Below are 25115 nucleotides of genomic sequence, written 5' to 3'. Positions count from 1 at the left end.
CGATTCCGCCCGGGACGACGGCTACCCTGGAGTGAACCATGAACCCCGGGCGCCTCGGCGTCCTGTCCCGGCGGACCCCGTCCGGGCCCCGATACCGAAAGCAGGAGAGCACGTGAGTCTCACGCAGGACGCCCAGACCCTCGCCCCGGAGCTGACCGCGCTGCGGCACGAACTGCACCAGATCCCCGAGATCGGCTTGCAGCTTCCGCAGACGCAGGCGGCGATCCTCCGGGCGCTGGAGGGGCTGCCGCTGCGGATCGTGACCGGAACCTCGACGACGTCGGTCGTGGCTGTGCTCGAAGGTGCCCGGCCCGGCCCGGTGGTGCTGTTGCGCGGGGACATGGACGCCTTGCCGGTGGCGGAGAACACCGGCCTGGATTTCGCCGCCACGAACGGCAATATGCACGCCTGCGGCCACGATCTTCACGTCACCGGCCTGGTCGGGGCCGCGAAGCTTCTCTCCGGGCGCCGGGCGGAGCTTGCCGGCAGCGTCGTCTTCATGTTCCAGCCGGGTGAGGAGGGCTTCGCCGGCGCCAGGTACATGCTCGAAGAAGGCCTGCTGGAGGTGGCCGGGCAGAAACCCGTCGCGGCGTACGGCCTGCATGTGTTCCCCGGACCGCTCGGGCAGTTCGAGTACCGTCCGGGGCCGCTGATGGCCGGGGCGAACGAACTCACCATCACGGTGCGCGGCCGCGGCGGGCACGGCTCCCGCCCTCAGGACGCCGTCGATCCGGTCGCGCCGCTGGTCGCGATTGCCTCCGAGCTGCAGACCATGGTCACCCGCCGCTTCGACGTCTTCGACCCGGTGGTCCTGACGATCACCCGGCTGCGGGCGGGCGAGGCGCACAACGTCATCCCGGACTCCGCCTCCCTCGGCGCGACGGTCCGCACGCTCTCCGCCGAGTCCACCCGCCGGATGGAGGAGGAGGCGACCCGCCTGGCGACCAGCATCGCCGCCGGATTCGGCGCTTCCGCTGAAGTCGACTTCGCGGTGAACTACCCCGTCACGGTAAACGACGCCGCGGAGACCGCCTGGGCTGCCGAGCAGCTGGGCGAGGAGTTCGGCGCGGACAAGCTGGTTCCCCTGGTCAACCCGATGATGGGGTCCGAAGATTTCTCCTTCGTGCTGCAGGAGGTGCCCGGCACCTTCATGTTCATGGGCGCCAGCCCGGCCGGCCTGGACCCGGAGAACCTCGCGTGGAACCACTCCCCGGAAGTGGTCTTCGACGATGCCGCGCTGCCCATCCAGGCCGCCGCGCTGGCTCGGCTGGCGATCGAACGACTCGCCCGCGGCTGACCGGGAGCGGCACCACGCCATGTGAGGCCGACGACGACAGACCCGGGGATGGAGAGCCGATGCGTCGGCGCATCTGAATGGAAGCCGGCGCAACCGGGGATCTGGCGCATCTGAACGGGCGGAGAGGGAAGCCGGCGCGGCCGGTCCTGAGCGCCACAGGCGGGCGCCTGCCCGCGTATGGCATCCACTAATGGCGCCCACGAACGCAGCGCGCCCGATCAACTCCGATAAGTTGAGCGATCCCGGCGCAAGTTTGGGAATAATCCTCCCTTATCCTCGGTTGTGCGAGGTGCAAGGCCTCCCCGGGCAGCGAAGCACCCGGGGTCGGACGATCGATGAGACCCAAGGAAGGGAGCTGGTAATGATGGCAACGAGCACTCTGACCCGTATCGATCCCCTTTCGCTCTTCGACGACGTATTCCGTGCGATGCGGACCCCCCTGTTCGAGTCGGGGAACGGTCGCGGCCCGGGGTTCGTCCCCGCCGTGGATGTTCACCGTGACGACGAGGACCTGGTGATGCGGGTGGATCTGCCGGGCGTCGATCCTGCCAAGGACGTCTCGGTGGAGTTGTCCGGACGCACGCTGACGGTCTCCGGCGAACGCCGCAACGAGCATGAGACCGAAGGCGGCATGCGCGAGGTCCGCTACGGCAGCTTCTCGCGATCCCTGACGCTGCCGGCCGACGTCGGGTCCGAGGCGGTCTCGGCCGACTACGACGCCGGGGTCCTGACGGTACGCGTCAGCGGGGTCTACGCCTCGGAGAAGCCCCAGCGCATCCAGGTGGCGGTCGGCAGCAAGGACGGGGGCGATTCCGCCAAGCAGATCAACGCCTGAGGCGAGCGTATCGCCGGCCGGCTGCTTCCGCAGCGGAGGGCGTGACAGACGCCGGCACGAGGGCTCACCATGGAGGTGGGCCCTCGTTCGCGTCCGGCACCGGCATCCGCGAGGAGGCGCGACGGGGCCGGAGGCAAGGGACGTGATATGCATGGACGATCTGCTCCGCCAAGTGCCCCGCAAGCATTTCCTGCCGCGCGAGGTGAGGGACAGAGCGGCCGAGGACGCACCGGTGCCGATCGGGCACGGGCAGACGAACTCCCAGCCGTCGACGGTGCGCAGGATGCTCGAACTCCTCGAGGTACGAGCGGGCGACCGGGTTCTCGATGTGGGCTGCGGTTCCGGATGGACGACTGCCCTGCTACACCGGCTGGCCGGGCCCGGGGGGCGCGTGCTGGCCGTTGAGCGCGTACCGGAACTAGTGGCCGAAGCCCGGCGGAACACGGCCGGCTACGGACTGGGCGCCGACTGCATCCTCCAGGCCGAGCCCGGCGTGCTGGGCGTGCCCGGCGAAGCGCCCTTCGACCGGATCCTCGTCTCGGCCATGGCGGGGCGCGCTCCCAGCGAGCTCTTCAGTCAGCTGGCGCCGGGAGGCGTCCTGGTCGGCCCGTGGAACGGGATGATGCACCGGGTGCGCCGCCTGGGCAGCAGGCAGGGCGCACCCCTTGACCTGGAGATCACCACGCACGGACGGTATTCCTTCGTCCCCCTCATCGAGTGAGAGCGCGGCTCCCGTCTGCAAGGCTCGCATCGACTGAGGGCGCGGCTCTCGCCTGCGGAGCTTCCCCTCATCGACTTAAGGAGGCTGCCACCGTCGGCGGAGCGTTCGCCTCTTCGGCGGAGCGGTGGGGCTCTTGCCGCGGGATCGGTCCTGCGGCACCTTATTCCTGCGGGTCCCTCGGTCCTGCAGCGCCTTATTCCCGCGAGCTCGGTTGCAGCACCTCGTTCCTGCGGAGTCCCTCGGCCCTGCGGGCTCCTCGCGGGCCTGGCGAGCTTCCCCGGAAACCGGCGCCGTCATCGGTGCCTAGGCAACCGCGCCCAGCACCTCCCCCGCCCGTCCGCGGACGACGAGCGCGGCTGCATCGTCCAGCGGTGTCGGCTCGTCGTTGAGCACCACCAGGCGGCCGCCTCCGCGCAGGACTTCCAACGGCACTCCGGCCGCAGGATGAACCTGGAGGGAAGAGCCGGCGGCGATCAGCAGATCGGCTGATCTCGCCAGGGCAGCCGCTCGCTCCAGAACTTCCTCGTCGAGCATCTGGCCGAACGAGATCGTCGCGGACTTCACCAGGCCGCTGCATTGCGGGCAGCCGGGATCGGTGTCGCCAGCCTCGACCCGCTCGCTCGCCCATTCCCAGGGAGCGCGCCAGCCACATCCGCGCGGCACGCCGTGCTGCGGGCGGGTGCCGATGCAGGCCACCTCACGCGCGGTGCCATGCAGTTCCAGTACGGTCCGCGAACCGGCGTCCTGGTGCAGGCCGTCGATGTTCTGCGTGATGACGCCCGGGCTTCTGCCTTCGCGCTCCAGCCGGGCGAAGGTCAGATGGGCGGGATTCGGCTGCGCGGCGGCGGCGAAGAACTCGCGCCGCATCTGCCAGGACCGGCGGCGCACCTCGGGGTCCTCCACATAACGGGAGAACTCGAAATCCCTGGGGTCGTAGCGGGTCCATATCCCACCTGGCGAGCGGAAGTCCGGGATGCCGGACTCGGTCGACACCCCGGCCCCGGTGAAACCGACGATCCGTCCGGCCTGGCCGATCATCTCGCGCAGTCGTGCGCTCTCCGTGCTCATGCCACCAGTCTGCGTCACGGTGGCACCCCGTCGCAGCCTGCCGTGGTGCCACCGCCCCGTCTTTCCGTGCGCCGCCTTTCCATCCGCCGTCGTCTCGCAGGAACAGCCCCGGCGACGGGCCCGGAACGCGCGCCGGAGGCGCTACGGGCCCCGGGGAGAGCTTCCGCTCAACCCGGGGCCCTTAAGGCGTGCGTCTGCCGCGGTGGCAGGCGCGCTCACCGCACGACGTATCGGCTCAGGTCCGCCGGCGGACCGTCAGCCAGACTGCGACGGTACCGGCAGCCAGCAGGAGCAGACCTGCCAGGAGCGCGGTCAGCTCTGCTCCGGTGTGCGGCAGGGCGCCGTCGCGGTCGCCGCCGGCCTCGTCCGAAGGGCCGCCACCGGGCGAGGGCGCGTCCGTCTCGTCCGGCCCGGGCTCGCTCGTCGGCGCCGGAGTGGGCTCGGTCGGCTCAGTCGGCTCAGTCGGCTCGGCCGGATCGGTGGGCTCGGCCGGCTCCGTGGGCGAGGGCGTGGGCTCGAACTCGAACGTCTCCACGAAGGCTGCCTGCCACGGACCCCACTGGCCGCTGCCGTTCTGAGCGCGGACGAACACGTTCCCCGCGGCTGCGGTGCGCTCGTCGAGCGCGACGGAGCCGGAGTACCCGACGGTGATCCCTTCGCCGTCGAGGCTCAGCGGTACCGTCTCACCGATGCTGTTGCGGTCCTCCGCGACGGCGGCCTCGACCGCTTCCACGGCGGTCTCCTCCGGCCGGCGTTCCAGGGAGCTGGGGTCGTTGCCGTAGGCAGCGTCGGTGGCGGTGCCGGAGATGGAGATCGAGCCGTCGTCCTGGCGCTCGGCGTCCAGTTCGGAGACCACCGCGCCCAGCGAGGCGGTGTAGGGCTCGTAGGCGGCCTCGGCGGCGAAGCGGATCCCCGGTGCCACCTGACCCCAGAACTCGTCCACCCGGTCGTAAGCGGGGAAGAACCCGCCGGTCTCCACGGTGCCGATCTCATAGGTGTACGCCGGTACGCCCAGCTGGGAGTAGATCCAGTCGATGTCGTTGCCGGAGTTGTCGTACAGGATCTCGCCGGCTTTGCCCGTGGCGAAGTCGTTCGCGTAGGACTGCCGGAAGGCGTTCGCCTTGATCGGCTCCAGGTTGGGCACCTCCGCCTCGGCGTCATAGGCGTAGGGGTAGATGACGTAGTCCGAGTACGAGTGCAGGTTCACATAGGTGCCCTTGCGGTCGTCCGGCGCCGGGGTGTCGTTCTCGGCCGGGAAGTCGCCGAACAGGTCCCGCAGCAGCTCGGCCAGCGCATCCACCTCCGGCTCCGAGTGCGGAGCGGTGCCCCGGTAGGAGGCCGCGGTCGGATTGGTGCTGCTGGAGGCCTCACCCCAGTGGAAACCCCAGTTCCGATTGAGGTCCACGCCCGGCTGCTGGCTGACCCAGACATCGCTCGTGGGCTCGAACTCGCTGTCGTTGAGGTTCTTCCGCTGCCAGGCCTGCGAGGTGTAGGGCGGGGCGGCATCGCCGTCTTCGGTGGTCGGGACCTCGCCGGTGAGCGCGTCCTCGACGATCTGGATGCCGTCGGGGTTGTTCTGGAAGTTGATCCAGACCTCGGTGCTGTCCAGCAGCACCGTGGCCTGGGCATCGGCGCCGTAGCCGTCCAGCAGCTCACCGGCGTATCGCCAAGCGATCTCGCTGGTGATGATCTCGCGGGCGTGGGCCTGCGCGATCAAGGCGAAGCGCGGCTTGCCCTCCTGCGCGTCATCCGGAGCCGGCTGCTCGGCCACATCCGCCGTGATGCGCAGGGCGAGCAGATCGTGCCCGCCCCTCCCCTGGGTCTTGAGCCAGGAATCGCCGAAGTCCACGAGCTCCACCAGCTCGGGGTAGGCCTCGGCCAGATCGTGCGCGTACTCGGTGTACGCCTCGACCGTGCGGTACCCGCCGAAGAACGTCTCGTAGTCGTTCCCGCTCAGGCGCTCCGGCAGCGGGTAGTCCCCGCCGTCTTCGGCGGTGAAGGTCGTCGTCGATGTCTGCCCGCCGAGGGACTCGCTGTAGGACTGCGCGCGCAGCGGCGTGACGCCCTCATCCCGGAGCGCCTCCTCGGTCTGCGGATCGGCCAGCACGACGACGTCGCTGCCGGAGCCGGCGATTACGTCGAGTCCGGGCACCGCGTCTTCAGCGGCGGCCAGATCCGTGGCGGAGAGCGTCAGCAGGACCGGGTCGTCCTGGGCCGGGCCCGGCTGCGCGACGGCGGCGAGCGGGCCAGCGAAGGCGCCGCTGAGCCCGAGTGCTGCCGCTGTGGCGGCTGCGGCCAGGCGCGGGGCATGGCGAGGTCTGGGGTGCTTCGTCATGGTGTCCTCTCATCAGTGGGAGTGTTCCCACACTAGGAGGCTGCTCACAGCTGAGGCTCAGGTTCCGCAATATCCGGCAATCAACCGACACATGACACGCCACCATCGCCGCTCTCGCTCGCACTCCGCCCGCGGGCATGCAGAAGGGCCCGGGGAACTCGCGTTCCCCGGGCCCTTTGCTGTTATCGCGTTACCGCGACCCGATCAAGTCAGGCCTTGGTGTCGGTGCTGCGGCGGGTGGTCATCCAGACCGTGGCGGCACCTGCGACCAGGAGGAGCAGGCCGGCCCCAAGACCGGTCAGCTCGGCACCGGTGCGGGGCAGCTCGCTCTCGCCGCCGCCTTCGCCTTCGCCGTCACCGGAGTCGGAAGCGACCACGGAGAAGGAACCGGTCAGCGGGTCGGCGCCGCGCTCACCGTCGCCTGCGCCGGTGACCTCGACGTCGTAGTCACCGATGTAGACCTCGGGCTGGGAGGCGTTCACACCGTAGACCGAGAAGTAGGCTGCGCCGTTCTCGTCGGCGGTCTCGGTCAGCTCGATGCCGGTAACGGACTCCGGGCCGGCGACGACCTCGAGGGTGACGGTCTCACCCTCGTCGAAGCCACGGGCACCGATGGTCACGCCCTGCTCGGCGTCCACGAAGTCCTCGGCGGTGATGCGCTCAGGCTGGATGGCCAGCTCACGCTCGACCGGAGCCTCGGTGGGATCGTCCGTCGGGGTCGGGGTCGGGGTGGTGGGATCCTCGGTCGGCGTCGGAGTCGGCGTCGGGGTGGTCGGATCCTCGGTCGGCGTCGGAGTCGGGGTCGGCTCCTGGCTCGCCTCGACCACCGTCAGGTTGACCGTGGTCACGGCCGACTCGTTGAAGCCGTCGACGGCCTGCAGGGTGAAGTCGTAGTCGCCGGGGACCTGCGAGGGCGCTTCGACCTCGTAGGACCAGGTGCCGTCCGCGCCGACCTCGATCTCGGCCTCCGGGTTGTAGGCGAGGTTCAGCGTGGTGTTCGGGTTGTAGGCGAGGTTCAGCGTGGTGTTCGCCGGAGCGGTACCGCTGATGGTCTCGCCGACCTCGACCTCGTCACCCTCGGAGTGAGAGGTCAGCTCAGGAGCCTCGAGGAAGCGCTGGATGGTGTAGCCACCGTGCTCGGCAGCGGTGATCTCCAGAGCGTCCTGCAGCCGGGCACCCCAGATGATCTGCTGCCCGTCGCTGGTCTCGCCACCGCCGGAGACGACGCCCACGGCGGTCTCGCCCTGGAACATGGCGCCACCGGAGTCGCCCGGCGCGCCGAGGATGTCCACGGCACCGAAGCCGTGCACCCAGCGGGCGTCGGTCGGGCTGAGTGCGACCTGCTGCCAGCCCTCTTCGAGCTCGATGGTGCCCTCGCTGTAACCGGTGGTGCGACCGCTCTTGGCGACCGGGCCGGCCTCCGGATCGGCGATACCGGTGATGTTAGTGGCGATGTCCGAGGCCAGATCATCGGCGTCACGCGCCTCATCGGACCAGCCGGTCACCTGCGGGTGCAGGGTCAGGTCCGGGTTGTCCACATCGACGATGGCGAAGTCGATCGAGTTGGGGTCCTCGTTCTCGCCGGCGCTGCCGCCCGGGCCGCCGAACTGGGTGAAGCCGAACGGGCCGAGCGGGCCGGCATCGCTGGGCTGCGGGGCGAGCGTGCCATCCGCACCCTCGCGGTCGGAGGACGGCGCGGTGAGGTACGTGTTCCGGAAGCCCTCAGTAGTGTCGCAGTGTCCCGCAGTGAACACGGCGGGCTCGCCCTCAGGCGACCAGGCCGGGAAACCAACGGAGCAGACACCGGCCATGCTGCCGGCCTCATTGGTGATGGCGTATCCCGCGCCACCGACGACATCGGTCGAGGCGTAGGCCTGAAGCCGGTCTTTCAGCTCCACAACTTCGACGTTTTCGTAAGCATCGAGCGCTTCCGGTTCTCCTGAACCAGCAAGCGTGTAAACGACGACATTGCCCTCGACGTCACGACCGCCGCCAACGACCTCGTCGTTCTCCGCGGCGAGGTCCTTCACGAAGGCTTCGAGTTCAACTCCGTGCGTCGGAGCCAGGTCCTTATCATCGGCGAAGCCCGGGGCGGCGATGAGTGCACCGCCGAAGCCGAGGACCGCCGCGGCGCCCATGGCGAGGGGCCGCTTGATGTGGCGTTTCTCCATCTTGAGTTCAATCTCTCTTTCGATGTGGGCTGCAGACAACCGATCCGACCCTAACCTGACATGGGTAGGAGGACAAAGCGTTATGTGATCTTTATGAACAAAACTCGTGAGAACCCCCGGATTGGCTGGCCTCACCGCTTCGGGTTGTCGACTCGTGACGACAAGGAACGTAGGGTGGACGCATGATGAGCACGGCGCGCACCGCATTCCTCCGGACCACCGCCATCGGCGCCCTGGCACTGGGAACGCTCCTTGCCGCCTGCGCGAATCCCCAGGTCACACCAGGAGGAGACGATATGGGTCAGCCGATCACGGGCCGCTGGGTGTCCGATGAGGAGGGCACCCCCCATCTGGTCCTCCACGAGGATGGCACGGTCCGTGGCAGCGACGGCTGCAATGGCATCGCCTCGCAGTATGAGGTCGACGGCACCACGATCACGGTGGCCTCGTTCGTGAGCACCCTGAAGGGCTGCCCGGGCGTCGACACCTGGCTGCACGGCGTGCGCACCCTCGAACCCAATGGCGAGGAGATGGCCGTCTTCAACTCCTCCGGCGAGCAGATCGGCACCCTCCGCTACGACGGGCAGTGACCCCGAACGCGCTCTCGCGCGCTCGGTGCCCGCGCAGGCGGGCGAACGGAAGCAGATGCACGGCGCCGGCGAGCGCACTGCCCAGGATGAATCCCAGGATCAGCGAGGACACCGTCCCGGCCAGCCATGACAGCGCGGCCCCCACGACTGCGACGTGGTGTGCTGCCTCCTCCAGGGAGTGGACCGGCGCGTAGATGGCGTGGAAGCCCAGCTCGTCCATTCCGACCAGCAGGATGTGCCCGCCCACCCACAGCATCGCGAAGGTGCCGACCACGGAGATGAGGTCGAGCACCCGCGGCATCGCGGCCACCAGCAGGCGGCCGGTCCGCTGGGTGGCGCGGGACTCGCGCGCGGTGAGCGCCAGGCCGATGTCATCCATCTTCACCAGCAGCCCGACGGCGCCGTACACCAGGACGGTGATGCCGATGGCCACCACGACGAGGATGATCGCCCGCGGCAGGAACGGCTGGTCGGCGACCTCATTCAGGGAGATCACCATGATCTCCGCCGAGAGGATCAGATCGGTGGTGATCGCGCCGGAGACCACCTTCTTCTCCGCCTCGGGTCCCTGGAGGACGCTCGGTTCCTCTTTCTCCGCGTGGTGTCCCCTGAGCTTGCCCCAGACCTTCTCCGCGCCTTCGAAGCACAGGTAGGCCCCGCCGAGCATCAGAATGGGGGTGAGCAGCCACGGGACGAACTGGCTGAGGATGAGCGCTACCGGCAGGATGAAGACGAGCTTGTTCCGCAGCGATCCGAACGCGATCTTCTTGATGATCGGCAGTTCCCGCGCCGGGGTGACGCCACGGACGTACTGTGGCGTGACGGCGGCATCGTCGACGACGACACCGGCGGCCTTGGCACTGGCGCGCCCTGCTGCCGCAGCGATGTCGTCCGCGCTGGAGGCGGCCATCCGCGCCATCGCCGCGACATCGTCCAGCAACGCGATCAGCCCGCCGCTCATCGGACGCCCGTCCCCCGCGCGCACGCGCCGCCGGCACCGTGCGGGCGCAGGCCGGCCGGGTCACCGTCGAGTCCGGGGACACCCGTGATGCGCGGGCGGCGAGGGTGCCGCGCGCTGCCGTGGTCGCTCTGCATGGCATGAGCGTACGACACGCAAGACCCGATGCAGCTCCCGCCATCCGGAGAGAATGCCGGGAAGGAAGACCAGGCGGCGGGATGCGCTCAAGGCCGTCTTGCGTGCGCAGATCCCGCAACCGTGCCTGCCACTCCGGCTGCGGCCCCAGCACCAATGCGATCCGGTCGCTCTGCCTGGGCTGGTGCCGGTTCCGCAGCTGCACCGTCAGTCCCGCAGGCAGGCCGCCCAGCTCCATAGCCCAGTCACTCAGTCCCGCAGCCGGGCCGCTCAGTCCCCCAGCTGAGCCGCGCCGTCGGCGTTCCGCAGCTCCACGCCGAGGTTGCGGATCCCTTCCGCGGCGACCTCCGGCAGACCTGCGTCGGTGGCGATGACATCGAACTCGGACAGCGCGGCCACACGGTAGAGCGAGTACAGGCCGTACTTGCTGCTGGCGGACATCAGGACCGATCTGGCGGCCGAGTCCATCGCCGCGCGTTTGACCTCGATCTTCTCACTGCTGGGGATCGTCACGCCGTGCGCCAGATCCCAGGAGGTGGCGCTGATGAACGCGATATCGATCGCCAGCTCACGCAGGGTGCGCGCTGCCAGCGGTCCGACACTGGAGCGGTTGGCGTGGTCGAGGACGCCGCCGACGTGGATCACCGTGATCGATGCGTCGCCGGTCATCGCCGCCAGGGTGGAGAAGTCATTCGTCACCACCGTGACGCGACCCAGCTCGCGCAGATGCGGCACGAGCGCGCCCGTCGTCGTCCCGGCGTCCAGGTAATAGCAGGCTCCGTTCCGGAGCATCGGCGCGCATGCCGCCGCGATGGCGGCCTTCTCCTGCTGGTCGATGTCCTGCTTCACATCGAAGCTGGGCTCGATGTTCAGCCCCTTGGCCGACCGGACGCCGCCGGTGACGCTGACCGCGCGGCCCTGACGCTCGAGTTCCTGGATGTCCCGGCGCACCGTCATATGGGACACGCCGAGCATCTCGGTCAGCTGGTGCACGCTGAGCACCTCGTGCGTGGCGAGCAGCCGCATGATCTTCTGGCGGCGCTGGTCGGGAATCAGGGGCGGGCGTTCCATACTGGCCATACTGGCATTCTCCTCCTCCCCGGTTGGCGTAGCGGCGCCCCGCGCCAGGACGGCGGCCGACTGGCGGGGGGCGGGCCTCAGCTGAAACCGCTCAGACCGGGGCCACTGGACCTAGCCGGTCAGATCAGACCGAGATAGTACAGCGCCAGCACCATAAGGAACCCGGAGATGCCGGACAGCGAGGTCGCCACGCCGATGGACCGGATGCCCTGACCGACTGTCATATTGGACAGGGTCGTCGTCACCCAGAATCCCGAGGAGTTGGCGTGCTTGAAGATCTGCGCGCCCGTACCGCAAGCCAGGTACACCGCCAGCGCCGAGACGCCGAGAGTGTCGACGAGGGGCGCCATGATCGCAGCGGACGTGAGCATGCCCAGGATGTTCGAGCCCGTGATCGTGTTGATCGCGGCAGCCACCAGGAAGGGCACGATCAACGGCGGGATGCCGGAGGCTTCGATCCCAGCCGCAATGCGCTCGGCCACTTCGGTATTGCGGATGAGCAGCGCCAGGGCGCCGCCGGTACCCGTGAGGATCACCGGCAACGCGGCGGTGCGCAGACCTTCTTCGAACATGTCATTGAGCACGCGCTTAGTGGCCCATTCGCGGCCGAACAGAGGCAGCGTGCTGATCAGGCCAAGCGCCAGGGCGACCACCGGTGAGCCGACGAAGCCGATGAACTCTGCCAGCATGGTGCCCTCCGCCAGCAGCGGGCCGAGCACCGAGTCGATCATGATGAGCGTGATCGGCAGGAACACCGGGAGCAGGCAGGCACCAAGGTTCAAGGGCCGACCGGTGAAGGCCCCCACGGCACGGTCACCCTGCCCCGCGGTCGCGGTGCCCCCGCCCTCGGCGGTGGCCGCGATCGACTCGACGAATTCGGGCTTGGGCGCCACATAGGTGGTGATACGGGTGAGGTAGAACGTGCCGACAGCGACGCCGAAGAGCCCCACCAGACCGCCGAAGAGGATGGCCTGCCCGAGGTTCACCTCAAGTGCGCCGGCGGCAGCCAACGGGCCCGGACCAGGCAGAACGAGCGAGGTCATCACATAAGCGCCCAAGTAGAGGATCGGGCCGAGCTTCATCATGCTCTCCCTGGTGCGCATCGCCATGGCGGAAACGATCGGGATGAGCATGATCACGACGGTGTCGGCGATGACCGGGACGCCGATGACGCACGAAGCCAGCGCGATCCCCCACGGGATCTTCTTGCCCGTGCCCAGCGACCGCTCGGCGGCCTCGCTAATGCGCAGCGCCGCACCGCTGAGCTCAAGCGCGCGGCCCAGGACGCAGCCGAAGACGATCAGCAGGCCGACGCTGGCCATCGTGTTGCCGAAACCCTCGGTGATCATCTCCGGGGTGCCCGAGCCTCCTTGCCGGAACAGCAGGCCAAGAGCCGCCACCACGGCGAAGAGAACGAAGACGGGGTGGACCTTGAACCGTGCGATCAGGAGCACCAGCACTCCGATCGCGACAGCGAACGATATGAGGATGAACAGATCAGACATCGCGGATGTGCTCCTTTGCCAACGACTCTCCCGCGCGCCATGCCTGCAGCAGCTCCGGGGAGTATCCGGTGAGGTCGTCCAGGGTGATGAGTGCGCCGGCCGCGACATCGCGGGCCAGCGTTGCGTGCGCCGCCAGGTAGAGCGGTGCCGGATCAGCGTTCCGAGGTACATCGGCGGCGTTCAGCAGGATCGCGCGCACACCGGCGACGTCATGGTGGTGCCCGCCCATGTCCAGGACCGTGCCGGCGGCGAGGTCGCGGACAGCGCGTCCCGCCAGCAGCGCTGCGCGGCCCGGCTCGGGGTCCCCGTAGCCGACGCCCAGCAGCACCGTGGTGAGCAGATTGACGGGCGTCTCCACGCCCATCAGGTGGTACGGCAAATAGATGCACGCGTACCGCCCATCACGGCTGACCACGTGCCCCTTGCCCCGCAGCACGGTCCAGGTCTCGGGATCGTGGGTGCGGACGACGGCGAAGACACCGCCGGCGAAGGACGGCTCGCCGGGCAGGCGAAGGGCGCTGAACACGTCGACGACCCCGCCGCCAAGACCGATCAGGCCGCCGTCCTCGCGCATGGAGTAGATCTCCGCGAGTTCGTCGATCCGGGCCACCGGGTAGTGCATCGGCTCCGTGTCGCTCCGGTAGCCGGTGTGGGAGGCGACGACTGCCATCTCGCAGTAGTCCGCGGTGGCGCCTACCGGTAGTCCTTCCAGCGCGGCCCGGCGGGCTCCGAGCGTGGCGACGGGGTCATCGCCGAGTTCCAGCAGGGCCTTCAGATCCGGAGCCTCGACTCGGTCATGCAACTGCGTGGCCACGCCGGTCTCGGGATCGTAGACGATGTCGTATTCACTGGATTTGCCCACCGCCACGATCTCCAGACCGAGGGTGCGCACCCAGCTGACGAGCGCGATGAGATTGGCGGGCTGGTCTCCGCTGGCAGGGGTGTAGACGACGCCATGGTCCCGCGCCAGTCCGGCCAGGTGAACTCCGGCGACGGAATCCACCTCCTTGCTGACCATGGCGACGTGCCGCCGGGAGCGCAGCGCGTCCTGCGAGGCTGCAAGACCGAACCCGGGGTTGCCGGTGGCCTCGACGAGGATGTCGTAGTGGGACGGGTCCAGGAGGGCGGCATCGGCGACGACGGCCGTGTGGCCGGAACTCACCGCTTGCCGGACGGCATCGGCGCTGCTGCACACCACCACCTCGTGAGCCGGCAGTCCGGCATCGACGGCGGCGGCGCGGGCGGCCTCGGGGTCCAGGTCGCACAGGATGCTCGCCGCCACCCTCGGCGTACGGGCGGTCTGGGCGATGAGCGTGCGAGCGTAACCGCCGTTGGCGCCGGTGAGCGCGTATCGGACAGTCTGCGGCTCATGCCCCGCGAGCAGGTGTTCGAGGTTCACTGGGCTCCCTTCTGGCGTCGTTGCCGGTCGAGCACCGGTCACAATGTTGTATAGAATAATCACACAACACGTCGAAAGTATCACATATGGCAACACCGCCATATGCACGCAGGTGAGGAAGGTGCCGATCACGATGACGACGCTCCATTGGGGATGCGTGGCCGACGATTTCACCGGGGCGACGGACCTGGCCGGCAATCTGGCCACCGCCGGGTGGCGTACCGCCGTGCTCACCGGCGTATCAGCGGAAGACCATGCACTCACCGGCATCGACGCCGCGGTGATCGCTCTGAAGACCCGCACCGCACCCAGGGCGGAAGCCATCGGCGAGTCACTGCACGCCCTGCGCTGGCTCCAGCGTGCCGGGGCGCAGCGCTATTACTTCAAGTACTGCTCCACCTTCGATTCCACGTCGGAGGGGAATATCGGGCCGGTGCTCGACGCGCTCATCGATGACTTGAGCGCGCCGCGTGCCGTGGTCGTACCGTCATTTCCCGACACCGGGCGCACCGTGTACCAGGGCCACCTGTTCGTGGGCGATCAGCTGCTGAGTGCCAGCCCGATGCGGCACCACCCTCTCACCCCCATGACCGAATCCGATGTCCGCGCCCTGCTGGCGGCGCAGAGCCGTCTTCCTGTCTCCTGGGTGAGCCACGAGGCAGTACGCGGCGGCGTTGAGGTGCTCAGCTCCGCGCTGGCCGGGATCACGACCAGCCCGCGTGCCATCGTGGTGGATGCGATCAGCAACGACGACCTCGGCGTCATCGCGCGAGCGGTGCGCGACGACGTGCTGGTCAGCGGAGGTTCTGGCCTCGCCCTCGGGCTGCCGGGCCCGGGCACGGCAACGAGCCCCCCACCGGGTGTCACCTCGGGCCGACGGCTCATCGTCTGCGGCAGCGCCTCGCAGCGCAGCCGCGAACAGATCCGTCACGCTCTGGATACCGGAATGCCCGCGTGGAAGGTGGATATCAGGCAGGACGATGAGGCTGGACGGCTGCGGCGATGGCTAGGTCAGCGCAGAGCCGACGATCCCGACGCCCCAGTGCTGGTCTACGCGACGGACAGCCTGGACGACCTGGGCGATGACGACGCGCACGCCGCGCGTGCGGCCGCGATCGAGCGTTTGCTGGCGAACGTCGTGGTCTCCGAGGTCGCTGCCGGCACGCGATCGGTGATCGTCGCCGGTGGCGAGACCTCCGGCAGCGTGGTCCAAGCGCTCGGCATCCGCCAGCTGCGCATCGTCACGCAGATCGCACCGGGTGTGAGCTGGGCGGTCGCAGAGACGGCCTCCGGCGAGCCCGTCGCCCTTGCCTTGAAGTCCGGCAACTTCGGCGGCACTGATTTCTTCACCAGCGCATGGGAGGCACTGTCATGACAGATACGCACGAGGCGGCACAGGCGCTCGTGACAGCTGGAAAACGACTGGTCGACGCGGGCCTGAGCCCGGGCTCCTCCGGCAACATCTCGGCGCGCGCCGGGGATGACATTCTCCTGAGCCCGACAGGTTCCGCCCTGGACCGGCTCGACCCGGACGGCCTGACGGTGCTCCGGCTGGACGGTGCCCTCATCAAGGGGCCGCGCCCCTCCAAGGAGTACCCTCTTCATCTGGCCTTCTACCGGCGCTCGACACAGACCGCCGCCGTCGTCCACGTGCACTCGCCCTACGCCGCCGCAGCATCGCTTCTTCCCGCCTGGCGTCCGCACAGCGCCCTGCCGCCGCTTACGCCGTACTTCGTGATGCGCGTCGGCCAGGCACCCCTCATCCCCTATGCGGCGCCGGGCGACGCAGACCAGGCTCGGCTGATCGAGCGGCACGAGATGGCATTCCGGGCGGTCCTTCTGCAGAACCACGGTCCGGTGACGAGCGGGAGGACGGTCGAGGAGGCGGTGGACGCCACGATCGAGCTGGAAGAGGCCAGTCGGCTGGCAATCCTGACCGCCGGGCAGCGGGTCAATGTGCTCACCGCCGAGCAGGCGCGTTCCCTCGCAGAACAGTACGGCTCGCCCTGGGAGGTGTGAGCGGGTGGACAGATCCGTCGCACGGCCCGACGAGGCGAGCCGCCCCGGGCACGGTTGACACTCAGCCAGCTGCCTTTGCCCGTCGCGCTACCCGGCATGTTCCGCGCATATAAGTTTCCCTCTCACCTCCCATTCGTTCTCCGCCTGATGGTGCCGTCTCAAAGGCTCGTCCACAGAGATCCGGATACTGCCGGCCCTCTCCGTCTTCGACTCACGCTCTGCGCCCCGGCCCGCCGTCCCCGGCGTCCGGCGGTAGGGCGCCGGGGACCACGTCGGCCGACGAGGCCGTCCAGCTCGTCTGCGGGGTGGCCACGTCGATGCTCCAGGTGACACCGAAGCGGTCGGTCAGCATTCCGAAACCGGCGCTCCACGCTGATGACGCCAGCGGCTCGACGATGGTGGCGCCGTCGGCGAGTCCGTTCCAGTACTGTCCGACATCGTTGAGGGAGTCTCCGCGCACGGACAGGAAGAACGGGCTGTCGGTCACGGTGACGCCGTGCTGCCGGCGGGTCGCGCCGGGGAAGGGCTGATCGCGCCCGGGGACGTCGTAGGCCATTCACCGCGCTCTCGCCCCTGCTGGAGAACGCCACCCAGATCGTCCTGCGAGGAAACGGTTCTCGCTATCTGATCGGATCCGAGGGCCGGACGGTCCTGGTCGGTGAACCTCACGCTGGCGATATGACAGCGGTGCGCTACCGGCTCGATATGGCCGCCGATGTCGCGACCCGGCTCGAGGCGGCCATGAGCACGACCGCGTGAGAGGAACCACGCGGCGATCACGACCGCGGGCGGCGCCGCGCTCCGTCACCCGACCGCGGCACGGACGATTTCCGCGAGCCGCTTCTCGGTGACGTCATCCAACCCGTCGATGTACCAGGCAGCGGGAATCAACATGCCATCCTCGCCGCCGGCCGGCTCGAGCACTGCTTTCTCGCTGATCCCCAGGGTGATCAGCTCGTCGTTCCGGATGAAGACGAGGACCGGGCTGCTTGCGGACAGGGCGTACCCCGGCATGCCATACCAGATGCGCGGCTTAAGCTCCGGTGCCGCCGCGACGATGAGGTCGTGCATACGCTGCATCACGGACCGGGCAGGTTCGGGCATGCCGGCGATCTTCTTGAGGACCTGCTGGAGGTTCTTGTCATCCTTCGCGGTCATGTTCATGTCCTTTCGCCAGCCGATGCTGTGACATCGGCACAATGAAGTAGGTGCGCCGCAAGGCGCAGCACCCCATCCGGACATGCCCTGAAGAGATCAGGTCCCTCCGCGATGATTCAGGTGGTCGTTCACCTGGAAGCGCAGACTGTGGCTCGCTCGCCACGGAGCCCACGGTAGCACGCGGAGGGCCCTGTCCGGCCGGAGACGACATTCCGCGCCGCCCGGCGTGCGACCATCGGCCTTTGACGACGGACGAGACGCACGACGACCCTTTCTTCCACGGCACCCGGGCGACGCTACAACCGGGCGCCTCTTCCACGGCACCCGGGCGACGCTACAACCGGGCGCCCAGATCACGAGCGACGCCGGGATCATCAGCTGAACACGGCCGCGGCGCGCATCGCTGCATGCTCTCAGCACCGCCCGCTCTCGCCCCCAGCAGAAGAGAGCCGCTGACGCGGCCCGTTGCGCTCACGTCGACGTCGTCGTGGTGGTGGTCGTGGTTGCCATCACCGCCGCAGTCACGGCCGTGTTCACGCTGGCGATCGCAGCGCTCACAGCTTTCCCGCCCGACTGCGCCTCCGCGGAGAGCCGCCCGGCGATCTCATCGATGCGCTTATCCAGTTTCCGGCCCCGCAGGCCGGCGGCCTCGGCTTCGGTCTTCAGGACATGCCGCGCGGCGCCCATCCCCTTGAGGATGCTCAGCAGCACGGCGTCGGAGACGGCCACCCCGGCATCGGCGCCCCCATGATCACCAGGAGTGCCCGCCCAGGCGAACGCGCCGTGGGGCGCTTCGGCGCGGCCCGCGAGCGCGCCGGCGAGCCGCGAGCGTGTTTCCGCTTCCGGGCGAGGGTCGGCGGTGGGATGCTTCTCCGGTACCAGCCCGAGCATCCGTTTCTCCTGCACGTGAATGATGTTGCGGGCGACGAGGCTCTCCACGATCGCCTCCCGGGGGTTGAACCAGCTCGCCGTGACGAGAGAGTTCACCGCGGTGGGCTTCCTGCCGCTCAGAGCCTGCACGCCGAAGGTCAAGGGCGGCGCATCAGCCGGGAGACTCGCCTGCGCCGGCGAGGCCGGGTCCGCCTCCGGCGCGAGAGCGACCTTCGTACTCCATCGGCCGGCGTCGATGACGACGAATCCGGCGAGCGTCAGGTCGACCAGCAGTCCCGCGGCAAGCCCATAGTCACGGTAGGACGTCCACGGCTCCTTCCCGCCCTCGTCGGTGGTCAGAAGCAGGAACAGATCCTCGCTGATCAGCACGGCGCATCAGCCCTTCCGTGTCGTCGCGCGCCCGGTGATGCCCTTACGGCCGGTCCTCACCATCGCCCCGCTGCAGGAGTCGCGGCGACGGCCGAACCGGCTACATGTTTCACGATAACGGCTGCGGTGGTGGCAATGGCATTGATCCGGCGGCTCATCCCGCCAATCTGTATGACGAACGGAGCCGCTCTGTAAGACGAACGGAGCCGCGCCGCCAGCTGTGCGCCATCCATTGCTCAGTCTTCCGAACTCCAGAGGCCCTTCGTCGCCGCGAAGGCCTGCGCGGATTGGATGCGCTGCCAGTTGCGGCCTCCGCGGGCGAAGGTGGCACGCACAGCGGCCGGCACCCTGGCTTCAGCGACGGGCTCCTCACGCCAGCGGCATGGCCGCACGTGCACCAGGTCCGCGGCCCAGGCATCCTCGCTCGCGTCGTAACGCCATGCGCCGTCGAGGCGGCCGAGCCAGTACGCGCCGTCGACGTCTCGCGTCCACACATAAGCGCCGTCGGGAACGCTGGCGAACCGTTCCAGGCGCCGAGCCATCCGTTCGTCGTACTCATCGGCGAGCAGGCCGACCGCCTCGTCAAGCGAGGACGGGACCCGCGGCAGGCGCCCGCCTATGCCGCAGAGGGCTTTCTGCAGACCGCGTTCGACACCGGCCCCCTCCGGCACGGAATCATCCCGCGAGCGCATGGGCGCCCGGAACACGGGCACCTCGTCATCAACAGGCATCGTGCCCCTCCCTTCCCGTATATGGTCCCGTAGCCTGCGCAGTCGCAGCGGCGGGCAACCTCGAAGCCGTACTGGCCCAGGCCGGTATGTCACCGGCCGATCTCGTCCGCCTCAACGCCTACCCCACCGATGGAGACGCCCTGTTCCCGCACTACTGTGTGCTCGCCGGACGGCTCGGTGCTGCCGGTGTCGCCCCACCCGAGCATCGATCCAGAGAGCACCCACGCCTCGCGCGGCACGAACACCTCCCGCATGAGCGATCGCCGCGCTTCCTCCGGTCGCTTCTGACGAAACGGTGGCACGGCCGGCACCCAAAAGTACTCATCGGCGTCCGCATGGGGGACGGCCCAATGATCGGCGAGAGCCCTGGCAAGGGTCGTCGTGCCTGAACCACTGGCGCCTATGACATGCACGCGCGAACGTTTCACGGCATCTCCTTCAGGTCTTCTCTCCACGTCATGAGCCGTTGCGGGTGGCGCCGGGGGTATCTCACCGGGAACCGGGTGTCGTCTCCGGCAGCCGCTTCTGCCGGCGCGCGCCGATCACGCCGGCTCCTATCACGACGGTGAGGATCCCTATGACAGATGCGCCGAACAGAACCCGGTTCGTGGTCGCGGACGTTTCGGCGACGAATCCGCTCGGCGTGACCCAGACCGTCAGAACGTCACCCGTCTCCAGTGCACTGGTGGCACACCGTTCCCACTGCACGCCCTCCTGCGCACCGGCCTGCGCTGACGCTGCTTCGACGGCCCATCGATGCTGGCTGGAGTTCGCGCAACTGCGCATTCTCTCGACCGAGGTGACCTGCACAGTCGTCTCTTGCGAGTGCCCGAGCAGATGCTCCCGTGGACCTTGCTGACCGAGCCAGAGCCAGGCAGGCAATGCCAGAAGCAGCGCGCAGATGACGAAAACGATCACCCACCGCTGCCCGGGACGTCGCAGAGCAGATTCGAATGCTCGCTGTGCTTGAGAACGTGGCACGTCAATGACCCCATCAGAGAATGGCGGTGGATACGCGAGTGCTCAGAATACACCGCTGGTATACCGGCGCCGGCGAGTTGTTGACCTTGGCGGCTGAGCCAGAACTCCGGGGAAGTCCCGAAGCATCTTGCAAGCGGCAGCGCGGTGTCCGCAGTGAGCCGGCGCTCATCGTGCGCGATCTCGTTGATTCGCCGCGACGGCACACCGATCGACACCGCGAGCTTGTGCTGCGTGACGACTGTGGTTGTTCTGCTTCGTTCTAAACGAAGATCGTGCCCCTAGCCTCAGAACTGAAGCAGGCGCCGCCCCGGCAAGCGGTGAACTTCTACCGCTGCTCCGGCGGACCCCACACCGTCACGTTCGCCGTCCAGGCGTCTTCAAGATCCAGGGAGTCGAGGAAGTCCCGAACCGTTGCTTCGGCCTCCGATCGTTCGACGCACTGCGTCACGCCCACACCGTCGACGTGGAGTTCGTAGCCACCTCGCCACGGCACGAGCCGCGCCTGATAGCCGGTCCGCCAGGTCTTGCCCTCGGAGCCGTGCACATCGGGGCAGTCGGCCAGGCAGCAACCACAGATCGCGGTCCCGCCGTGGACGAGATCGGCCGTGTTCCCGCATGCGCACTCCTGGTCACACTGGCACGAGGTCACTCCACTCAGTTCGGTCACCATGAGAACAACAATAGGCAGCGCGGCAGTGATTCAGCGTCGTTACGTCCGGTGTGAGGTCGCCCATCCGGACCGCGCCAGCCTCGTCGCCGTGCAGGGCTCAGACCGCTTACCTGGCCACCCCGCCCCGCAGGGTCTCCCGCATGGACCGTTCGATGAGCTCTCGAAGGACCGCCACGTCCACGCGGGCGAGGCGCGTGAGGTAGAGACACGCTTTGCTCGCCCGGTAGTGCCCGAGCTTCTCCATGAGTTCCGGCCAACGCTCAGCGAAATCGCTGACGAGATAGATCGTGTGGTGCGTCTTCCCGACCGCGAACGCCGCCACCGGCGCCCTGCCGGAGTGCCCGCTCTCATAGCGGTACGTGTACTCGCCGAATCCGATGATCCGTCCAGCCCAGACAACAGGGGTCTCCCCAGTGACCTCGACGAACATCTCCAGAAGCTCGTCAGCTTCAGCTCTCCGCGGACCGCTGGCCTTGCCGAGCATCTGGTCAACCGGGGTGTCTGACGGCGACATGGCCGGCTGCTTGGCAGACATTGAACCTCCTCTTATGACCCCCAGTGGCTGGGCCCCTACGACCTGCCCGCTCACACCTGTGTGACGACCGAGCTCAGCCAGTGAGAACTCGCGGCCAGGGCGCCCTAGCAGCTCCGCAAGCAACGCTCCGCCCCATCAGAACGTGCAAACGGGGTCGGCTGTGGCCTGGAAGTCTTCACAAGACAGGAAGATATCCGTCACTTATAGGAAGAGTCGAGGGGTCCGGCTTACACATTGGACCGGAGAAGTTGCCGGAGCCCGAAGCCGGCGCCGACATCATGGCACCGTAAAACTGCCAGGGAGGGACCAGCGAGAGTATCGTCGTCATATGGCAACCGCGGTCACGCGGATGGATCACATTACAGTTGATCTTGCCGTCATGCACGGCAAGCCGACGGCCCGTGGTACGCGAACCTCGGTACAGAACGTACGGGAGATTCTGGCCTCAGGCATGAGCTTCGATGAGGTTCTTGAGGACTACCCCTACCTGGAGCACGAAGACCTTCTGGCTGCCTTACGGAGCCCGGACCTCCGGAAGTCATGCTTCGCCTGAGGCGCACCATGCGGTTCCTGTTGACGCGCAGCTTCCACCCCGCCTGGCCGCCGAGGCTGCGCCTATGGCTGAGCTGGGCGAGCCTCTATCAGGCGCAGCACAGCTGATGTCGGCAACGTTGCCACCAGTCTTCTGATCCAGCGGTTGAGCCCTCCAGAGATGATGCTGCGCGGCGGATTCTTTCGGCTCAGGGCGCGCAGCGCTGTGGTGACGACATCCTCAGGAGTTTGGAACCGCGCTCCGCTCTCGGAAGTGCCGGAGGCGCTGTAGAACTCCGTGGCCGTAGGTCCAGGCGACAACGCCATGACAATGAGGCCGGTTGAGCGCATCTCGTAAGCCAGCGCCTCGGTGAACCGCACAGCAAATGCCTTAGACGCTGCGTATACAGCCATTCCTGGCACCGGCATATACGCGGTCAGGCTGGCGACGTTGACCAGTGCGCCCTTTCCAGACTCCAGGAGCTTGGGGAGAAAAGCATGGGAGATGTCGACTGCGGCGTTGATGTTGACTCGCAACTGCCGCTGGATCTCCTCGTCTGCGCAATTGCCGAAGCTGCGAGTCACCCCGACCCCGGCACAATTGATGACGGTGTCGACCGCGATGCCCGCTCCCGCAAGATGCTCGGCCAGAACATAACCAGCTCGCTCAGCTGACAGGTCGAGTGGAACGACGTGCACCCGCCTGCCAGTGGAGGCACGAATGCCTTCGGCCAGCGCTTCGAGTGCCTCTGCCCGCCGCGCTACAACGACGACATCGGCTCCTTTCTGGGCCAGGCGACGGGCGAATTCGGCGCCGATACCTGAGCTCGCCCCGGTTACCAGGGCTGTGGTCCCTTCGTACTTCATATGAACCTCTCGTTTCAGCCAGTGCGGTCGCCGCCCTCAATGTGAGAACCTTACACATTAGAGTAGAACGGCAATGAGAGACTGCAACATAGGAGGTTCGGCAATGTCTGGACGTGGTTATCACCATGGCGACCTGCGCAACGCACTGTTGGCTGCTGCATCGGAACTGGTGCGTGAGCGCGGCACCCGGGGGTTCAGCGTGTCCGAGGCCGCCAGGCGCGTCGGGGTTTCGTCCTCCGCTCCCTACCGTCACTTCCCCGATCGTGACGCGATGCTTGCCGCAGCAGCTTTAGCAGGCTTCGTTGAGCTGGAAGAACGATTCAAGAACCTGCCCGCTACGCAGACGTTCACGGATACAGCAGCGCGCATCGCCGCCGAGTATGTGCGCTTCGCACGCGAAGACCCCGCCCGGTTCGAAATGATGTTCGCGCACGGGATCGACAAGTCCAAGTACTCCGATCTGCTCCAGCAGACTTTCCGGGTCCAAGAGCGATTTGAAGCTGCACTGGCCCATCACTTGCAGCGGACAGAGTCCATCCGGCGATACTCAGCCGAACTCTGGTCAATTGCCCATGGTGCCGCCACCCTCGCGATCGGGGAGAACATGCAGCATCTAGTGCCCGACACACAGATCAGCGAACTCGCCAGCTCAACGGCCGCAGCCTGGGCACAGGGCATCACCGAGGCAGCAGGGAGCTGAGAGAGCTGCGACGAAGGCGCGGCAACAGGGCCCGCGTTGGCATCTCCATAGAAAAGGAATCACATGAAGTTTCTCGTTCTCGGTGCCACGGGCGCTACCGGCACGCTGTTCACAGACACCGCCACCGCTGCTGGCCATCAAGTGGTCGCACTGGTGCGGAGCCCGCAGAAACTCCCCGCACGCGAGGGCCTCCAGCTCGTTTCTGGCGACGTCCGCGACACCGAGGCGATCACCCACGCCGGGGCTGGAACCGATGCGGTCATCAGCACCCTCGGAGTCGGGAACACTCGCCGACCGGACAGCCTCATTCACGATGCTACGCAAGCGGTCATCGACGCAGCGACCCGTACTGGCCTGCAGCGTATCGTGTGGCAGTCGGCCCTTGGCGTGGGCGAGTCCTACTCCAAGGTCTCCTCGCTGATGCGCCTGGGCTACCGAGCTGCACCCGAGGTGTTCCGTGACAAAGCCCGCGCAGAACAGCTCCTCCGCGCCTCCACCCTGGACTGGACAATCGCCTACCCCGGAGTGCTGACCAAGGGCCCGGGCACCAAACAAGTCAGAGCCACCAATCTCGATGACATCGACAAGATCAAAGGCATGCCCCGAATCTCCCGGACCGACGTCGCCGACTTCCTCCTGACTGCCGCGACCACCACCACCTGGAACAAACGCATCGCTGTCCTCACCGCGAAATGAAGCATCAGTATCCTGGAGAACATGGCTCATACGGAGAAACGGTCCCCATACCGGGAGATGTCAAAAGAGAGCGCGGAGAATCGCAAGCGCCTCACCCGTCTACGCCGTCGTACCGCACGTGAAACCCTCAAGCAGCACGACTACGAGAAAGCCTCACAGAAAGAACAGGGCACGCAGGGCTGGATGACCTGGTAACAGCACAGCCCCGCTGAGGTCAGCTCAGACGTTGAAGCGGAATTCCACCGAGTTCAGGCACAGAGCAACGTCTGAGGTGGTCCCACGCTCACCCCACCCGACCCGAGGTCGGTCAGCTGGACGCCACGGGGTCGACGGTATCGAGTCCGAGACGTTCAGCCGCCACTTTCATATTCACGTCATGAGTCGCGACCGTTACCGATTCTCCAATCAACAAAGCGGTAGCAAGATGCAAAGCATCGAGTGTCTTAATGTGCCGTTCGATCGACTCCGCAACCGTGTGCGTCTCACGAGTGATGTCGAATAACCCGACGCGACTGAACAGCGGTTCCGCGCCTGCCAGCGACCTCTCGTCGCGTCGCAGCACCCGCACTACCTCGGTCCGCAGCAACCGCGACGATACGAAGTCCGCATCGGCCCCATCCATCCACCCCTGCAGTCGCACACGATCGGGAACGTCGAGGATTGTCCGCAACGCCACCGAAGAGTCGAGATAGACAATGCCCACGGATCAGTGCTCGCCCTTCATCTCGTCGAGCAAGGCGTCGACGTCCTCGGACGCATAACGAGGCCCGTCGACAATCTCGGGCCACGGCAGGGACTGCCGCACATTTAGGTGACAGTTGGGGGTGTCAGGCCGCGAGGCTCACGGCCGGGTTCATGATGGTCTCGTATTCG

26 protein-coding genes and 1 pseudogene are annotated in these 25115 nt (G+C 67.5%); 9 read left to right on the top strand and 18 right to left on the bottom strand.

What is annotated here, in order from left to right:
• The first annotated feature begins 112 nt into the window (after positions 1 to 112).
• The 3 genes from IEW13_RS03575 to IEW13_RS03565 all read left to right on the top strand — a co-directional run bounded on the left by IEW13_RS03575 (position 113) and on the right by IEW13_RS03565 (position 2853).
• Positions 113 to 1297 (top strand): M20 metallopeptidase family protein, encoded by a 1185-nt coding sequence (locus tag IEW13_RS03575; protein ID WP_188549572.1) that lies wholly within the window; start codon positions 113 to 115, stop codon positions 1295 to 1297.
• A gap of 364 nt (positions 1298 to 1661) precedes the next feature.
• The gene (locus IEW13_RS03570) at positions 1662 to 2132 is read left to right on the top strand and encodes an Hsp20/alpha crystallin family protein (RefSeq protein WP_188549571.1); all 471 of its coding nucleotides are present in this window, start codon (positions 1662 to 1664) and stop codon (positions 2130 to 2132) included.
• 151 nt (positions 2133 to 2283) lie between these two features.
• Complete coding sequence (locus IEW13_RS03565; RefSeq protein WP_188549570.1) at positions 2284 to 2853, top strand: protein-L-isoaspartate O-methyltransferase family protein; 570 nt, start codon at positions 2284 to 2286, stop codon at positions 2851 to 2853.
• Positions 2854 to 3156: 303 nt separating this feature from the next.
• Here IEW13_RS03565 and IEW13_RS03560 read toward each other — a convergent pair whose 3' ends face one another.
• The 3 genes from IEW13_RS03560 to IEW13_RS03550 all read right to left on the bottom strand — a co-directional run bounded on the left by IEW13_RS03560 (position 3157) and on the right by IEW13_RS03550 (position 8427).
• Positions 3157 to 3921 (bottom strand): SIR2 family NAD-dependent protein deacylase, encoded by a 765-nt coding sequence (locus IEW13_RS03560; RefSeq protein ID WP_188549569.1) that lies wholly within the window; start codon positions 3919 to 3921, stop codon positions 3157 to 3159.
• Between the two features lie 235 nt (positions 3922 to 4156).
• Positions 4157 to 6256, bottom strand: coding sequence for a M14 family zinc carboxypeptidase (locus tag IEW13_RS03555; RefSeq protein ID WP_188549568.1), 2100 nt, complete (start codon positions 6254 to 6256; stop codon positions 4157 to 4159).
• 209 nt (positions 6257 to 6465) lie between these two features.
• Complete coding sequence (locus IEW13_RS03550) at positions 6466 to 8427, bottom strand: S1 family peptidase (protein WP_188549567.1); 1962 nt, start codon at positions 8425 to 8427, stop codon at positions 6466 to 6468.
• Between the two features lie 182 nt (positions 8428 to 8609).
• Between IEW13_RS03550 and IEW13_RS03545 the strand changes: the two genes are divergently transcribed.
• On the top strand, positions 8610 to 9017 hold the full coding sequence (locus tag IEW13_RS03545; RefSeq protein ID WP_188549566.1) for an META domain-containing protein: 408 nt from the start codon (positions 8610 to 8612) through the stop codon (positions 9015 to 9017).
• Here the strand turns inward: IEW13_RS03545 and IEW13_RS03540 are convergent.
• The 4 genes from IEW13_RS03540 to IEW13_RS03525 all read right to left on the bottom strand — a co-directional run bounded on the left by IEW13_RS03540 (position 8968) and on the right by IEW13_RS03525 (position 14094).
• Complete coding sequence (locus IEW13_RS03540; RefSeq protein WP_188549565.1) at positions 8968 to 9978, bottom strand: DUF808 domain-containing protein; 1011 nt, start codon at positions 9976 to 9978, stop codon at positions 8968 to 8970. The two genes, IEW13_RS03545 and IEW13_RS03540, sit on opposite strands and share 50 nt — an antisense overlap.
• Positions 9979 to 10380: 402 nt before the next feature.
• The gene (locus IEW13_RS03535; protein WP_188549564.1) at positions 10381 to 11190 is read right to left on the bottom strand and encodes a DeoR/GlpR family DNA-binding transcription regulator; all 810 of its coding nucleotides are present in this window, start codon (positions 11188 to 11190) and stop codon (positions 10381 to 10383) included.
• 119 nt (positions 11191 to 11309) lie between these two features.
• Positions 11310 to 12695, bottom strand: a complete 1386-nt coding sequence (locus tag IEW13_RS03530; protein WP_188549563.1) for a GntP family permease — start codon at positions 12693 to 12695, stop codon at positions 11310 to 11312.
• On the bottom strand, positions 12688 to 14094 hold the full coding sequence (locus tag IEW13_RS03525) for a homoserine dehydrogenase (RefSeq protein ID WP_188549562.1): 1407 nt from the start codon (positions 14092 to 14094) through the stop codon (positions 12688 to 12690). Before IEW13_RS03525 ends, IEW13_RS03530 begins: the two co-directional genes overlap by 8 nt.
• Positions 14095 to 14227: 133 nt before the next feature.
• Here IEW13_RS03525 and otnK point away from each other — a divergent pair, with 133 nt between their 5' ends.
• Entirely contained in the window at positions 14228 to 15469 is a 1242-nt protein-coding gene (otnK, locus tag IEW13_RS03520; RefSeq protein ID WP_188549561.1) for a 3-oxo-tetronate kinase, read from the top strand.
• Positions 15466 to 16113 (top strand): class II aldolase/adducin family protein, encoded by a 648-nt coding sequence (locus IEW13_RS03515; protein WP_188549560.1) that lies wholly within the window; start codon positions 15466 to 15468, stop codon positions 16111 to 16113. Before otnK ends, IEW13_RS03515 begins: the two co-directional genes overlap by 4 nt.
• 211 nt (positions 16114 to 16324) lie before the next feature.
• On the opposite strand, the gene IEW13_RS03510 is transcribed toward IEW13_RS03515, so the two are convergent.
• From IEW13_RS03510 to IEW13_RS03470, 9 genes and pseudogenes are all read right to left on the bottom strand, one after another.
• Positions 16325 to 16669: a VOC family protein gene (locus tag IEW13_RS03510; RefSeq protein ID WP_188549559.1), complete on the bottom strand. Its 345-nt coding sequence runs from the start codon at positions 16667 to 16669 to the stop codon at positions 16325 to 16327.
• 248 nt (positions 16670 to 16917) lie between these two features.
• Entirely contained in the window at positions 16918 to 17271 is a 354-nt protein-coding gene (locus IEW13_RS03505; RefSeq protein WP_229744913.1) for a DUF1801 domain-containing protein, read from the bottom strand.
• A gap of 471 nt (positions 17272 to 17742) precedes the next feature.
• Positions 17743 to 18531, bottom strand: coding sequence for a GOLPH3/VPS74 family protein (locus IEW13_RS03500; protein ID WP_188549557.1), 789 nt, complete (start codon positions 18529 to 18531; stop codon positions 17743 to 17745).
• Between the two features lie 236 nt (positions 18532 to 18767).
• On the bottom strand, positions 18768 to 19262 hold the full coding sequence (locus tag IEW13_RS03495; protein ID WP_188549556.1) for a GAF domain-containing protein: 495 nt from the start codon (positions 19260 to 19262) through the stop codon (positions 18768 to 18770).
• An 89-nt stretch (positions 19263 to 19351) separates the two neighbouring features.
• Complete coding sequence (locus IEW13_RS17865) at positions 19352 to 19690, bottom strand: P-loop NTPase family protein (RefSeq protein ID WP_188549555.1); 339 nt, start codon at positions 19688 to 19690, stop codon at positions 19352 to 19354.
• A 61-nt stretch (positions 19691 to 19751) separates the two neighbouring features.
• Positions 19752 to 20180 (bottom strand): hypothetical protein, encoded by a 429-nt coding sequence (locus IEW13_RS03485; RefSeq protein ID WP_188549554.1) that lies wholly within the window; start codon positions 20178 to 20180, stop codon positions 19752 to 19754.
• A 149-nt stretch (positions 20181 to 20329) separates the two neighbouring features.
• Positions 20330 to 20479, bottom strand: a pseudogene (locus tag IEW13_RS17325) (HigA family addiction module antitoxin); the annotation flags it as partial.
• Positions 20480 to 20568: 89 nt separating this feature from the next.
• Positions 20569 to 20913, bottom strand: coding sequence for a hypothetical protein (locus IEW13_RS03475; protein WP_188549552.1), 345 nt, complete (start codon positions 20911 to 20913; stop codon positions 20569 to 20571).
• A 106-nt stretch (positions 20914 to 21019) separates the two neighbouring features.
• The gene (locus IEW13_RS03470) at positions 21020 to 21448 is read right to left on the bottom strand and encodes a DUF1801 domain-containing protein (RefSeq protein ID WP_188549551.1); all 429 of its coding nucleotides are present in this window, start codon (positions 21446 to 21448) and stop codon (positions 21020 to 21022) included.
• Positions 21449 to 21776: 328 nt separating this feature from the next.
• Here IEW13_RS03470 and IEW13_RS03465 point away from each other — a divergent pair, with 328 nt between their 5' ends.
• Positions 21777 to 22001 (top strand): DUF433 domain-containing protein, encoded by a 225-nt coding sequence (locus IEW13_RS03465; protein WP_188549550.1) that lies wholly within the window; start codon positions 21777 to 21779, stop codon positions 21999 to 22001.
• Positions 22002 to 22063: 62 nt separating this feature from the next.
• On the opposite strand, the gene IEW13_RS03460 is transcribed toward IEW13_RS03465, so the two are convergent.
• A complete protein-coding gene (locus tag IEW13_RS03460) occupies positions 22064 to 22846 on the bottom strand; it encodes an SDR family NAD(P)-dependent oxidoreductase (RefSeq protein WP_188549549.1) in 783 nt (260 codons plus the stop codon).
• Between the two features lie 103 nt (positions 22847 to 22949).
• On the opposite strand from IEW13_RS03460, the gene IEW13_RS03455 reads away from it, so the two are divergent.
• Both IEW13_RS03455 and IEW13_RS03450 read left to right on the top strand, forming a co-directional pair.
• On the top strand, positions 22950 to 23546 hold the full coding sequence (locus tag IEW13_RS03455) for a TetR/AcrR family transcriptional regulator (RefSeq protein ID WP_188549548.1): 597 nt from the start codon (positions 22950 to 22952) through the stop codon (positions 23544 to 23546).
• Positions 23547 to 23609: 63 nt separating this feature from the next.
• Positions 23610 to 24242, top strand: a complete 633-nt coding sequence (locus IEW13_RS03450) for an NAD(P)-dependent oxidoreductase (RefSeq protein ID WP_188549547.1) — start codon at positions 23610 to 23612, stop codon at positions 24240 to 24242.
• A 307-nt stretch (positions 24243 to 24549) separates the two neighbouring features.
• Here IEW13_RS03450 and IEW13_RS03445 read toward each other — a convergent pair whose 3' ends face one another.
• Entirely contained in the window at positions 24550 to 24945 is a 396-nt protein-coding gene (locus IEW13_RS03445; protein ID WP_188549546.1) for a type II toxin-antitoxin system VapC family toxin, read from the bottom strand.
• Positions 24946 to 25115: the final 170 nt, after the last annotated feature.

This window comes from Sediminivirga luteola (genome assembly GCF_014639315.1).
Taxonomy (GTDB): domain Bacteria; phylum Actinomycetota; class Actinomycetes; order Actinomycetales; family Brevibacteriaceae; genus Sediminivirga; species Sediminivirga luteola.
This window is presented reverse-complemented; position numbering and strand designations above follow the sequence as displayed.

Bases quoted from the DNA above. Each gene is read 5' to 3' on its own strand.
- IEW13_RS03530 (WP_188549563.1), bottom strand. From the start codon at position 12,695: ATGTCTGATCTGTTCATCCTCATATCGTTCGCTGTCGCGATCGGAGTG.
- IEW13_RS03455 (WP_188549548.1), top strand. From the start codon at position 22,950: ATGTCTGGACGTGGTTATCACCATGGCGACCTGCGCAACGCACTGTTG.
- IEW13_RS03515 (WP_188549560.1), top strand. From the start codon at position 15,466: ATGACAGATACGCACGAGGCGGCACAGGCGCTCGTGACAGCTGGAAAA.
- IEW13_RS03535 (WP_188549564.1), bottom strand. From the start codon at position 11,190: ATGGCCAGTATGGAACGCCCGCCCCTGATTCCCGACCAGCGCCGCCAG.
- IEW13_RS03470 (WP_188549551.1), bottom strand. From the start codon at position 21,448: ATGTCTGCCAAGCAGCCGGCCATGTCGCCGTCAGACACCCCGGTTGAC.
- IEW13_RS03555 (WP_188549568.1), bottom strand. From the start codon at position 6,256: ATGACGAAGCACCCCAGACCTCGCCATGCCCCGCGCCTGGCCGCAGCC.
- IEW13_RS03475 (WP_188549552.1), bottom strand. From the start codon at position 20,913: ATGGTGACCGAACTGAGTGGAGTGACCTCGTGCCAGTGTGACCAGGAG.
- IEW13_RS03550 (WP_188549567.1), bottom strand. From the start codon at position 8,427: ATGGAGAAACGCCACATCAAGCGGCCCCTCGCCATGGGCGCCGCGGCG.
- IEW13_RS03510 (WP_188549559.1), bottom strand. From the start codon at position 16,669: ATGGCCTACGACGTCCCCGGGCGCGATCAGCCCTTCCCCGGCGCGACC.
- IEW13_RS03545 (WP_188549566.1), top strand. From the start codon at position 8,610: ATGATGAGCACGGCGCGCACCGCATTCCTCCGGACCACCGCCATCGGC.
- IEW13_RS03450 (WP_188549547.1), top strand. From the start codon at position 23,610: ATGAAGTTTCTCGTTCTCGGTGCCACGGGCGCTACCGGCACGCTGTTC.
- IEW13_RS03495 (WP_188549556.1), bottom strand. From the start codon at position 19,262: ATGCCTGTTGATGACGAGGTGCCCGTGTTCCGGGCGCCCATGCGCTCG.
- IEW13_RS03460 (WP_188549549.1), bottom strand. From the start codon at position 22,846: ATGAAGTACGAAGGGACCACAGCCCTGGTAACCGGGGCGAGCTCAGGT.
- IEW13_RS03560 (WP_188549569.1), bottom strand. From the start codon at position 3,921: ATGAGCACGGAGAGCGCACGACTGCGCGAGATGATCGGCCAGGCCGGA.
- otnK (WP_188549561.1), top strand. From the start codon at position 14,228: ATGACGACGCTCCATTGGGGATGCGTGGCCGACGATTTCACCGGGGCG.
- IEW13_RS03465 (WP_188549550.1), top strand. From the start codon at position 21,777: ATGGCAACCGCGGTCACGCGGATGGATCACATTACAGTTGATCTTGCC.
- IEW13_RS03565 (WP_188549570.1), top strand. From the start codon at position 2,284: ATGGACGATCTGCTCCGCCAAGTGCCCCGCAAGCATTTCCTGCCGCGC.
- IEW13_RS03570 (WP_188549571.1), top strand. From the start codon at position 1,662: ATGGCAACGAGCACTCTGACCCGTATCGATCCCCTTTCGCTCTTCGAC.
- IEW13_RS03540 (WP_188549565.1), bottom strand. From the start codon at position 9,978: ATGAGCGGCGGGCTGATCGCGTTGCTGGACGATGTCGCGGCGATGGCG.
- IEW13_RS03505 (WP_229744913.1), bottom strand. From the start codon at position 17,271: ATGACCGCGAAGGATGACAAGAACCTCCAGCAGGTCCTCAAGAAGATC.